Here is an 11,848-nt window from a genome sequence, read left to right on the forward strand (position 1 = left end):
AGCTCTCGGTTCTCCCGCTCCAGCGCCTTGATCCGGTCCCGCTCCTCGCTGGTCACGCCGTCGCGCATGCCGCTGTCTTTCTCAGCCTGCTTGACCCATTCGCGCAGGGTCTGAGGAATACAGCCGACCTTGGGTGCAATGGCCGCGATCGCGCCCGCCTGCGCCTCATATGAGCATTGATGCTCGAACACCATCCGGACCGCACGCGCACGGACCTCAGGCGAGTAGCGATTTGCCAGTTTGCTTTTCGTCATAACCATCATCCTTACTTAAGTTGATGGTCTCCGACAAAGCCGGGGCGATTCAAGCCGTCCACAAATGACAGCACCCTTGGGATCAGACAACTAGATGTGGCGCCAGTGCTCCATATCCTTAACCGCCCCACCCACATGAATCAGCCCGGGCAGCCGGTATTCTCCGGGAAAGTCCCGGTCATCCGGAAAACCGTATACGCTGTCATGGGTTATCAGGTCTTCCTTGATGAGCGGCCAGACCAAGTCCATCAGGAATGCTTGGTCCGCAAAACGGTTGTCGAAATACTCCGCAGCACCCAACAGCCAGTCACGCATGTTTGGCAACACGCCGGCGACGCTGCCCCACATCCCAGCCAGCATCAGCTCCATATGGTAAATGTGATCGCGCATGACGTGAAAACGCTTGCCCGACCTGACCCATTCATCTACCGCCAGAAATTCCTGGACGTTCAGGCGCGAATCCGCATCCCGGCATACGAAGAAATCAACCCCGGGATCATCGGACGCCAGGAACCGCCACATCGGGCGAATCCGTTGCAGGGCCGGATCTTCGATCATCACCACTTGCGCGCCATACTTGCCTAGCTGGGCGCGAGCATCCTCGGGAACGCTCGCATCGCAATAGAACCTGGCGGTCCAGCCAACATAGATGTGCGCGGCAATCTGGGCATTCACGATCGCGCCCGAAACATAGGTCGGATTGTCCCCCCACAGCGAGAACGCAATGATGTTGCGTTTCCGCTTGGCCGGGTCGAACGCGGGCCGCCGTTCAGAAAGAACCGTATCGTGATAAGGGGACTTGCGGAAACCTTCGACTGCCAGCCTGTCCTTGAGTTTCAGGTTGATCAGACCCTCGCGAATAGCCTCGTCGTGCCGGCCGAGTTGCCACAAGGACGTCACCAGAGCATTCCTTGCAGGCGGATCGTCCTTGAGCGTCAAGGCCTTTTTAAAGCAGGCTACCGCCTCTTCGAAACGGCCAGCCTGTTTCATCGTGACGCCATAGCTGCACCAGCCATCGAAATGATCCGGCCGCGCATCGAGAAAGGCGCGAAAGGTCTCTGCCGATTTGTCGATTTCACCGGCGTTGCGCAGCTGTATCGCACTGAAAAGCCGTGAATCGCCATCTGGCGCCAGCCTGGCTGCCAACTCATAAGCGATTGCTGCCTCGCGGTGATTTCCCTCGACCGCGTAGCTTCGCGCCCTGGCGTTCAGCTTGTCTACCGCCAAATTCTTGACCCGGGTCTTCGACATGGCTTTTCTCCACGGACAGTTCCTGTCGCACCGAACTAGATTGACCGTGACCGTACAAGGGTCCTGCAAGCCTTGCTTGCCGAACGGATTACCCTGTTGCGATTGGGGAACCATGGGTATGCCCCAGAGTGCCTGCCCCAAGGACAGTGATCTGCAACACGGGCCACAAGGCACACCCAATTCCCGAGCATGACGAGATACCGGATCAAGGCCATTCAGCCGTCACAATAAAAAGGCGATACGTTCTTTTGATATTAACAAATGAATTCGGCGGTGTCATGTGGTAGCATTAGTTTCCAAGGCATGGATCGGATCCAAACCTCTTGATCTGGATAGCAAAACGACTGCTTGGCGGATTTGGCCTTAGGTATCATCACCGAAGGGAGCAGGAGCTTTCCGATCTGAGCGCACGATGCCTTGCACTGGTGCACAGCCTGAGTGCCTCCATCGACCTTGTCCATGCAGGGTGCTCGCCTATCAAGCTGGCCTCGGCATATAATCGGCTGCGCGGCGACTTGGCGAAAAGACAGATTTACCTGGATCGCTACCAGGGTGATCCAAGGCAGTTCTTCCCCTCCGCGATCACCACGCTGAACCATGTCGGTGAATACCTGGCGGACGGGCGGGACGCGGAATTGCGCATCGAGTTCAAGCCCAAGACGTTCAGAACCGGTTTCGCCCTCTATACTGGCCAGCCCGCCGTATTCCGCCGCCCGCCCACGGAAAACCGAAACTGACGACCGGAAATTTCCGCCGGGTTCATGTGTCGGTGTCGTCCGGTCCCGCGGCATCGGGTTCTCCGAAAAACTCCAACGCGATCTTTTGCAACTGCTTGAAGGACAACGGTTTTTCCAGGGCATAGTTCGCCCCTGCTGCTTCCAGATCGGTGCATTCGCTTCCCATGGTCGAGGCGGTGATCCCAATGATTGGGATCGACTTTCTTGTTTCCCGTATCTGCTTGATGAACTCCGACCCCAAGACATTTGGTAGCAATTGGTCAACCAGCAACATATCGGGCTGGTGCGTATCATAGGCGTCAAGAGCGTCTTCGACGCATTCTGCCCATAGCGATTTTCCGAACAGCCGTTTCATTCGGGAAACCGTGATATCCCCGACGATCTGGTTATCCTCGACAAGTAGCACCGTCTTGTCCTGGTATGTCGCCTTGCTCTCGGTCACGGGGTCATGCTCCATCGTCGAGTGGTCTGACGGCTTGGATATGCGCGCGGGGTGCTTCAGAACGAATGTCGCCCCGGGCTTGAAAGCCGGTTCGTCAGTATTGTCCTTTTTGGCCGCGCTCGCAAATGCCGGCAGTCGGCGCGGCACGATTCCACCATCATTTGTCTGCCTGAGATAGATATCTCCCCCCATCCCGCGGGCGGCCTTCTGCGCCGTGTACAGCCCCAGGCCCGGCCGACCACCGCCTTCGCTGCGCCCGTCCGTGTCGAATGGCCGGAACACTGTCTCATATCGTTCCGGCGATACTCCCCGGCCATCATCACTGACCTGCCAGGTCACGATCACACTCCCCCCGCTCTGGCGGGTCAGAAAGGCACTCAGCGTGATCTCTGTCCCCCTGGAGTGAATGATCGCGTTGTGAACCAGCTTGGATAACGCAATGAACACACGGCCATAATCGCTCTGGATAAGGATGTCGCTTTGTTGCGACAGGGCAAGGATCAGCGCCATGCCGTTCGCCTGGGCCGGGCCTGTAAAAGTCTCTTGCAGGTGAAATGCCAACTCGCGCAGCGTGAACTCGGTCTGACGTATCTGGAACTGCTCGTTGGAATCCTGAACCCTCAGATCGTCGAGGATCTGGATTACCCGACCGCTTGCCTTCTTGAAGCTCAAGGCGACGTCGTCCCACGGGGCGCCATCATCGAGCTCTTCCGCCAACATCGACAGTATCGACATCGGCGTGCGCAGTTCATGCGATGCGACCGACAAGAACCGCTCTTCGCGCATGAGCGCCTCGCCCAAGGCTGCCTCTGCCCGCTCAGCTCGCGCCTTGAGGCCAGCATCGGACATTGTGTTCACGATCCCGAGCCATGCAACGGCACCCTCTCGCCCGAGAATGAACACGTCATGCGGTCGAGCTTCGCTTGCTCCGGCCTGCCGGTCGATCGCGAACGGGTCGGATTCGAGAGGCAGCGAAAACGCGTGATGCAGCGTCAGCGGCGCGTCACCTTTCAGCGCATCGAGGAGTTTCAGCAGCCCTGGCCCATCGCTGTTCGCAAAGAACACCGAAAACGGCAGGCGCTTGTACTGTCCCTCCGAGGCGTCAAGCAGATGTACCTCCCTGCGACCTATGTCAGCCCTCAACAATCGGCCGCCGCCATGCTGTCCCAACCACGCACGCATCTCGCGTACCCTGCGATCCTGCTGCAAGACATCAAAGGCCGCGTTAGCACGCTCGACAAGCACTGCAAGACTGGCAACAACCGCGGCAAAGGCCAGCGGCAAGGCTCTTGCCGACGTGCCGGAGCTATCCGAATAGGAAAGGTCGAGCAGTTCCAGCAAACCGGGAGCCGAAGCCAAGACCCCGATCAGCCCAAGCAGCGAGCGCCATGACGGAAACGGCAATGCCAATACCAGACAAGCCGCAGCGAACAGGATGAGCGACGGAACGCCGCTGCCCGCCGATTCCATGAATTCGGCACCGCCCACGATCCCCAAGGCAAGGGCGCCCGCAGCCGCAAGACGGCGATAGGATCGCACCCAAAGCGTACCCCCAAGTCCTGCGGCCAACTGAACGACAAGTCCTGCCAGGGCGGCAACCGAAAGCGAACGACCGGCCAGTCCCCACGCGTCGATGGCGTCCGATCCGCCCGTCAGGCCGCCCACGACCATGACCGCCATCGCGACAGACGCCGAGACCACTACGATCACCACAACGGTATCTGCCTGCCGCGGCGAAATGCTGCGGCCTTTCCGGCCTCTCAGCCTTTGGTAAGCACTGCTGCGCATTACGCGGTCGATAGCCCACGCATTGGCGGCGCTCACGAGACAGACCAGTAACGAAGGAAAAAATATTGGGCCTTCGCCCCCGGCACCATGAATTGCAGGCCAGGCGATCTGCAGTGGAACGGCGGCCAACAGCGCAACGAATACTCCACCCCGCACATACGCGACCAACGCGGCCTGCGCCCCTGCCCTGTTGACTTCCATAAGGAAGAGAGCGGACGAGACGACCAGCAACGTTTGCAGGTATGTGTCGGGCATGGCCGGGCCGTCGGGGGTGATGGAAACCAACGCCAAGAGCGCGATGAACCAGAGACATATTATGTCGCGCCGCCCGAATGCCAGCGGGGGTCTCGCGCCGGCCGCGAATTCGCTGCGGGACGCATCATGCGTTTTGCGGGAAGTCACGGCCTCGGACTGGGCGGACATGCCTAGAACCCGGTCAGGATGCTGTAAATGGCCGGTGTCAGCATGAGCAGCAAGAAGGGCGGAACAGTAAAGATCATCGTTCCCAGCGTCATTTTGGTCGGCAGGACGTTGGCCTGTTCCTCGATCCGCCTCATGCGGCGGGTTCTCTGGTCAGCAGCAAAGACGCGAAATGTATCAGCCACCGGCGTGCCCATTTCCGATGCCTGAAGCATGACTCGGGCGAAGGCCGCAAGATCGGCGTTGTCTGTGAGATAGGCCAGCTTGTTGAACGCGCTTTCGCGGTTCTCACCTGCCTTGAGCGCATCCGCCGTCGCGGCAAGTCGCTCGGCCAGTTCTGGATGCAAGTCACGCATCAGGCGGGCCACCCGCACCAGGCTGATGTCCAAAGATTGCCCAGCCTCCACGCAGACCAGCATCAGGTCGAGCGCATCCGGCAACCCCTTGGCGATCCGGTCAACATAGCGTTCCGCCCGCACAGCGACCACGATCCCGGGCAATGCAAAGCCGAGAAGAAACGAAAGCGACAAAAAGATTGGCCATTGCAACAGGCCGGGCTGACGGATGGTGGGTATCACTGCCATCAGCATGGCCATCAAGCACATGGTAAGCGTTCCGACCACGAGCTTGCTGATCGTGAAGTAATACACTTGGTTCGGCCCCGGAAAACCCGCCTGAAACAATTGACGCTTCCGCTGTTCCGACCGCTTTTCGTCCCGTTCTTCCAGCAACTGCGCCATGAAGGCGTGAAGGGGAGGAGGCTTGACTGCGGCCCGGTTCAGCGCACTACCCGGGTGCAGGGCCCTTGCCTGTGCATCGCGCCCTCTCAGGACCAACCCGCCGGCAAGGAGCATCGAGCCGAGGCCAAGCCCCAGCAGCAACGTCAACGGAAACGAGAATCCCAGCACTTTTTAGCCTTTCCGCCCTAGTCATCCAGGACAAGCATGCGACGCATGAAGATGACGTTCCCCAACAGAAGCAGGCCGACCACGGCCATCAGGCCAGGAAAGAAATCAGCCTTCGATACCTCGTCAAAATAATTTGGGCTCAGCAGCATGATCCCCGCCGCTGCGACCACAGGAAACATCGACAGAACGTTACCTGACCAGCGCGCTTCAGAGGTCAGGGACTTGACCTTAAGCGTCATCGCCTGCCGACTTCTGCAGATGGCGGAAATTCGTTCCAGAAGTTCTGCGAGGTTGCCGCCGCTGGTTTGCTGAATTGCCGCACCGGCCGCCAAAAAACGGAGATCCTGGTTGTCGCAGCGTTCCGCCAGATCATTCAGTGCCACCATGGCATCCTGACCATAGTTTATCTCCTGCACGGTTGCAGTGAACTCTTGCGCAACGGGGCCATCCAGGCTTCGCCCGACGAGCCCCAGCGCCGCCGTGAACGGAGAGCCCACCCGCAATGCCCGAACCATCAGATCGATGGCTTCTGGCACTTGTTCGGCGATCATTTCCTTGCGTTTCACGCGCCTGTGGCGCGATACGAAAAGCCAGACCAGAAAACTGATCATCATAGCCATCACCATCGCCAGAACGATGGACAGCCCGAGAAGGTGTATAGTGCTGGCCGCGGCGGCCCCTCCTACCACAAGGCCCATAGCCACCTGTGCGTAGCCCAGTGACCTGCGCCACTCCAACAACCTCGGAAATTTCTTTTCAAGGGCACCGAAATCGCGCAGCGATGCCCAGGAAATCAGCGCGTCCTTGCGCCGCAGAGACATGGTATCCGCTTCACGGGCACTGTTGTCGGTTTCGATGGCCGCATCAAGGCTCAAACGCTTGCGCAGAAATTCCGCGCGGCGCTTCTCTCTTGCGCTCCAGTGGACCGCAAAGGCGGCCAATAGCGACAAGACGCCAGCCAACATCATCAACGACAGGATTCCGCCAACTGTCATTGCTGTTCGCTCTCGTATATCCTCGCCGGCAGTTCGTTCCCCCAGCGTCTGAAGTGATCAGTGTAGTGGGATCTTACTCCAGTGCCGTTGAAACGGCCTTCGACGCGATCATCAGGCGATACCCCCGTATGCTCGAATGCAAAAAGCTCCTGCATCGACAGAACTCCGTTTTCGCAACCGGTGATTTCTGTGATCGAAGTGATCCGCCGCGAGCCGTCCTGCATTCGGTTGATCTGCACAACAAGGTTGACCGCACTGGCGATCTGGCGCCTCAAGGCATTCAATGGAATTTCAATGCCGGCGAGTGCGACCATGTTTTCCAGTCGGCTGGTGGCATCGCGGGCGGAGTTGGCGTGAATTGTCGTCATCGATCCGCCATGCCCGGTGTTCATTGCCTGCAACATATCGACGACCTCGTCGCCGCGGGTCTCGCCAACGATAATACGGTCGGGTCGCATCCTCAGTGCGTTGCGCAAGCAGTCCCTTTGCGTAACCTCGCCCCTGCCATCAATGTTGGGAGGGCGGCTTTCCATACGACCGACGTGATCTCGTTGCAGATTCAACTCTGCGGTATCCTCAACCGTAATCACCCGTTCGCGGTCCCCGATGAAGGATGACAGCGCGTTTAGCAACGTCGTCTTGCCTGCACCAGTTCCACCGGAAATGATAATGTTGAGCCGGCACTTCACGGCAGCCATCAGGTACTCTGCCATGTTGTCGGACAGAGCACCGAATGCCACCAGTTGCCGCAAGCTCAGGCTATCTTTCTTGAACTTGCGGATTGAAACCATCGTTCCATCAACGGCGATGGGGTTGATGACCGCATTCAGCCTCGATCCATCCGGCAGCCTGGCATCCACATACGGGTTCATCTCGTCTATGCGTCGACCGACGGTCGAAACAACCTTCTGCAAAATCCGGCGCAGGTGCGATTCATCCGAGAACTGGATATCGGTCTTCTTCAGGATTCCATCCTGTTCGACATAGACTTTTTCGGGACCATTGATGAGGATATCCGAAATTCTGTCGTCCTTGATCAGTGCCTCGAGCGGACCTAACCCGGTAACCTCGTAGTAGATGTTATCGATGATCTGGTCGCGCTCTGTCCGGGAAAGGACGATCGGCTGATGCGGCGCGATCTCCTTGACCATTTCCGAGATTTCCCTGCGGATATCGGCCTCTCCGGCATGATCAAGCGCCGACAGATCAAGCGTTTCCAGAAGCTGCCTATGCACCTGCTTGCGGATACCAAGCAGAACCATGCGGCGCGCACGCCCGCTCGCGGCATCTGCATCACTCGTTTCAGTTTCTGTCGACAACTCCTTCGATATCTGTTCGTCTGTCGAAAAGGCCACGGGGCGTTTGACGCTTTCTTCCTCCGGGGGAAGCACCACCAGCCTGCTTTGCCTGAACTTCTCAAACATTGCCCAAGACCTTGGACTGAGCAGCCTCGCCGATGAAACGTTGCAGAGACTTTCGAAACACGTTTCCAGGGGCATATTGCGCCAAGGGCTCACCCATGTCGCATGCCTCTGCCACCTGCGGCCCCCCTTCGGGAAAGAAATGGCTCACCTTGCAACCCAGGCCGGTTTCGAAATGAGTCAGCCTGTCCAGCCATTCCTCGCCCCGCTCAATCATACACCGGTTCAGCGCATAGACAAAACGCGAGGTATCCATTCCGCTTTCCGAAAACAGTTTCTGCAGCTTGCGTGCATTGCGGACGCTGCGGACATCCTGCTGGGCTAGGCAGACAGAGACGTCGGCCGTCTTATAGACCTCACCGCTCCAATCCATCACGACATGAGGCAAATCCACAATTACCAACGGTGCACATTTCTTCGCAAGGCCGATCAGCCGCGCGGCATCTGCACCGGTGAGTGCGTCTCCTGGCAGCACTTCGGGCGGTCCCGAAAAAATCCGCAACTTACGCCCATAGGGCCGCAGGCATTCCTCAAACCCCTCCGCATCCAGCCTCTGGATGGATTGATACACATCGCGGATCTGGTCGGTTTCCTCGATCGTCAGATAGCTGGCGACGGCACCGAACTGCAGGTTCATATCCAAAAGGCAAACGCAGGAGACAGCGCGCTGTTCGGCAAGCTCCACCGCGAGGTTCGTAGCCAGTGTCGTGGCGCCTACGCCCCCCGAAATCCCCTGAATGACAATGACACCGGATCGGCGCGCGAGAACCTCGTTCAGGATGCTGTGCTCCCTTCGCCTGCTGCCCCTAACCCTCTGCGCCCCCAACAGGCTCTTGATCCTTGCAAGCAGACCGGTTGCCAAAGGCTCGTCGCTGTCATGCGGCTCAAGCGAAGTTTGAGGTTTCGAGTCGGCCCCATTTGTACTGTCTTGCAGGATTCCTCGTGGCAGACGCTTTGCCAGCATCCCGGCCTCGGACGACGCGATGGCCAAGGCAGATGGGGGCAGCGTCAACGCGTCCGCCATATCAGGCGGGGCTATAACGACGACAGGCACCCCCGAACGTGTGGCGGCGTCGACACATTCCTGTGCTATCGCCGGTAAGATGTCGTTTTCGTCTCCCAACGCAATGATCAGCAGGTCTGGTGCCTGCTCAGCCAACTCCCCCTGCAGGGCTGTCGGCGCCTCGATAAAGCTGAAGTCGGTGCGTTTGTGGATTGGAAGCCCGCTCAACGCATCCGCAATGCTCAGCACCCCTTCAACGTCTCCAGACACAGTACAGACATGAAGGTCTTTCAGCCGGTCCTCGGCTGACCGCGTGATGCTGTTTACCTGACTCAACAGGGTACCTCTACAGCCGTCCGCACCCCCGACCGCACAATGAACAGTTGGCATTTCTCGGCCTTATCTCGGCCGGATGCACCTAGCCCGTACCATGCAGGGACGGCGTCCTGCGCAGTCCCCGCCCGGGCCAACTGCCCCTGCTCTCCCGACGACGCGAAGGCCGGTAGTTCCAGCAGGTCGCTGTCGGCAATGTGCAACTCTCCATCTTCCGTCACATGCACCTCTGTCGCAGGAAGGACAAATTGCTCGCCCCTCCCGATCACCTGAACCAGACGCGCCACATCTTCGGCCGGACCAACGACGACAACGCCATTGTTTTCGGTATCCTTGCCACTTGCTTCCAGGCTGACATGATCCTCGCCCCTGTCATAAGGACGGCCGACCTCAAGCCCGGAGGCAATTAGCCGAGTCTGCACTCCGTCCGGTCCGATGTCGCGCCAAAAAATGGCTACCGGATCGCCCGGGGAAAGTATGCCAGCAAGACTGCCCGCGTTCGCCGGCTGCACCATGATCGCAGCAGCACCGGCAGGCACCACGAAATGCGCCCCCCCGACCACCTGCGGTCGGGCAATGTGCGATCGCAGCAGGAAGGTTCCAGCCCGCAGATCCCGGGCCGCCAGCAACTTGCCGTCTGTTTCTTCACGGATATCTTCCAATCCGTGCAATACGTCCTCGGGCAACCGGTTTGCAGACACGATTGCTAGGCTCAGCGCATCGGGGCCAATCTCATCGCCCCTCATCAGATCACGCGCGAGGACAGGAACAGACAGAACTTCGACTTTGGACAGTCGCTCGACCTCGGCCCTAGCTTCGGCCAGATCCGTCTCCAAAGCCCTCAAATACAGGAAAATTCCACCGCAGGCGACAGCCGTGAACAGCAATCCGACAATTAGAAATACTGATGTCTTTCCATGCAAACGCATGTTTCCATCTCGAAATGCATTGACCGGAACCTTCATCTTCTCTCGCCACAGAATCGTCAAGAGTATTGGTCAACGTTCTTTCGAATGCGCCATAATTGCATTATGAACGAACCCCGCCATCCACCCTGATGGCAGAGGTCGCATCGCGGCATTATCATACCCGCGGAACATCTTTGGAAAATTCAGGAGCGCCCGCCCCTGCCATTACAGCAGGCAAAACGGCGCTCAGTGGCTTACCGATTCCACCGCTTCTGCAGCCAGATCCTGGCTGCGTTGCTGATAGCGCCTGTTATTTTCCTTACCCAGCCGGATGGCATCGCGCATACGCATGGATGAAACCGGGCTACGCAAGGTTGCGTCACACGCCATCATGCGTTCTGCTGTAAAGTCGTCGGCAGCCACTTCGCTTGAGACAAGAATAATCGCCACCTCGGGCGAACAATTTCGAATATAGATGCAGAGATCGATCGCTGCGCCTACGTCACCGAACGAATCGACATCTACCATGACGAAATCGATATGGCCCTTGTGCCGGGCAAGGGCTTCGACGACTTGCTCCGGCGTTTCAACAAGCCCAAGATTCGCGCCCTGTTCGGATGCCCATTGGCGATACAGCGTGCAGACCGTGTCTTGCTGTCCGCAATAGAAGCCAAGCCCATGAGGACACAGCTTTTTGCCCCCGACAGACTCCAGATCGGTGCTCAGCGCAATATTGCTGAGATCCTTCAGCAGCTCGACCCCATCCTTGCCAGAAAGGTTGTCTTCAACTGGCTCCACACCAAGGAAGTCCTTGTGGGGAAACATACCCTTTTGCATCGACATGGAAATGCTCCTAAATCTCCAAGACGCCTCCGCACCCAAAGATACGTTTACATACTTTTGATATTTTTACAATCCTTAGTTTTCCGTAACGTTCTTCACCTGTCAGTTCCCCGGGCACGACACCAGGCAAAAAAATGGCGTGCCACGTCCTGGGGGAACGCTGGCACGCCAAGATTGTCAGACCGGGGGCAATTTCCGGCCTGACAGGGGAAGACATCCTTAACCCAAAAGACCGCCTTCGGTCTGAGAGCCGAGAATACCTTCGTCACCCAGGATCGGGTCGAGAAGACCACCGTCGCCGCCGAGCAGACCGCCGACAAGACCTTCGTCACCCAGGATCGGGTCGAGAAGACCGCCGTCGCCGCCGAGCAGACCGCCGACAAGACCTTCGTCACCCAGGATCGGGTCGAGAAGACCGCCGTCGCCGCCGAGCAGACCGCCGACAAGACCTTCGTCACCCAGGATCGGGTCGAGAAGACCGCCGTCGCCGCCGAGCAGACCGCCGACAAGACCTTCGTCACCCAGGATCGGGTCGAGAAGACCAC

At 58.4% G+C, this 11,848-nt stretch carries 11 protein-coding genes; 1 reads left to right on the forward strand and 10 read right to left on the reverse strand.

Annotation, left to right across the window (positions count from 1 at the left end; all coding sequences use genetic code 11):
• Both DL899_RS18200 and DL899_RS18205 read right to left on the reverse strand, forming a co-directional pair.
• Positions 1 to 254, reverse strand: a 254-nt coding sequence (locus DL899_RS18200; protein ID WP_162685649.1) for a transposase, incomplete at its 3' end; no start/stop codon positions are given.
• A gap of 90 nt (positions 255 to 344) precedes the next feature.
• Positions 345 to 1,505: a tetratricopeptide repeat protein gene (locus DL899_RS18205; protein ID WP_162685650.1), complete on the reverse strand. Its 1,161-nt coding sequence runs from the start codon at positions 1,503 to 1,505 to the stop codon at positions 345 to 347.
• Positions 1,506 to 1,828: 323 nt separating this feature from the next.
• Here DL899_RS18205 and DL899_RS18210 point away from each other — a divergent pair, with 323 nt between their 5' ends.
• Positions 1,829 to 2,242: a hypothetical protein gene (locus tag DL899_RS18210; RefSeq protein ID WP_162685651.1), complete on the forward strand. Its 414-nt coding sequence runs from the start codon at positions 1,829 to 1,831 to the stop codon at positions 2,240 to 2,242.
• Positions 2,243 to 2,264: 22 nt separating this feature from the next.
• Here DL899_RS18210 and DL899_RS18215 read toward each other — a convergent pair whose 3' ends face one another.
• The 8 genes from DL899_RS18215 to DL899_RS18250 all read right to left on the reverse strand — a co-directional run.
• On the reverse strand, positions 2,265 to 4,895 hold the full coding sequence (locus DL899_RS18215; protein ID WP_111735762.1) for a hybrid sensor histidine kinase/response regulator: 2,631 nt from the start codon (positions 4,893 to 4,895) through the stop codon (positions 2,265 to 2,267).
• Between the two features lie 2 nt (positions 4,896 to 4,897).
• The gene (locus DL899_RS18220) at positions 4,898 to 5,800 is read right to left on the reverse strand and encodes a type II secretion system F family protein (RefSeq protein ID WP_111735763.1); all 903 of its coding nucleotides are present in this window, start codon (positions 5,798 to 5,800) and stop codon (positions 4,898 to 4,900) included.
• Positions 5,801 to 5,817: 17 nt separating this feature from the next.
• A complete protein-coding gene (locus DL899_RS18225; RefSeq protein ID WP_111735764.1) occupies positions 5,818 to 6,795 on the reverse strand; it encodes a type II secretion system F family protein in 978 nt (325 codons plus the stop codon).
• Positions 6,792 to 8,219 carry a TadA family conjugal transfer-associated ATPase gene (locus DL899_RS18230; RefSeq protein WP_111735765.1) on the reverse strand — a complete coding sequence of 476 codons (1,428 nt, stop codon included), beginning with the start codon at positions 8,217 to 8,219 and terminating at the stop codon, positions 6,792 to 6,794. Before DL899_RS18230 ends, DL899_RS18225 begins: the two co-directional genes overlap by 4 nt.
• Positions 8,212 to 9,555: a CpaE/TadZ family protein gene (locus DL899_RS18235; RefSeq protein WP_162685652.1), complete on the reverse strand. Its 1,344-nt coding sequence runs from the start codon at positions 9,553 to 9,555 to the stop codon at positions 8,212 to 8,214. Before DL899_RS18235 ends, DL899_RS18230 begins: the two co-directional genes overlap by 8 nt.
• Complete coding sequence (locus DL899_RS18240; protein ID WP_162685653.1) at positions 9,552 to 10,517, reverse strand: CpaB family protein; 966 nt, start codon at positions 10,515 to 10,517, stop codon at positions 9,552 to 9,554. Before DL899_RS18240 ends, DL899_RS18235 begins: the two co-directional genes overlap by 4 nt.
• 189 nt (positions 10,518 to 10,706) lie before the next feature.
• A complete protein-coding gene (locus DL899_RS18245; protein WP_111735768.1) occupies positions 10,707 to 11,303 on the reverse strand; it encodes a response regulator in 597 nt (198 codons plus the stop codon).
• Between the two features lie 219 nt (positions 11,304 to 11,522).
• On the reverse strand, positions 11,523 to 11,848 hold a 326-nt coding region (locus DL899_RS18250; protein WP_204355358.1), incomplete at its 5' end, for a hypothetical protein.

Source organism: Roseovarius amoyensis (genome assembly GCF_003260265.1).
GTDB lineage: Bacteria > Pseudomonadota > Alphaproteobacteria > Rhodobacterales > Rhodobacteraceae > Roseovarius > Roseovarius amoyensis.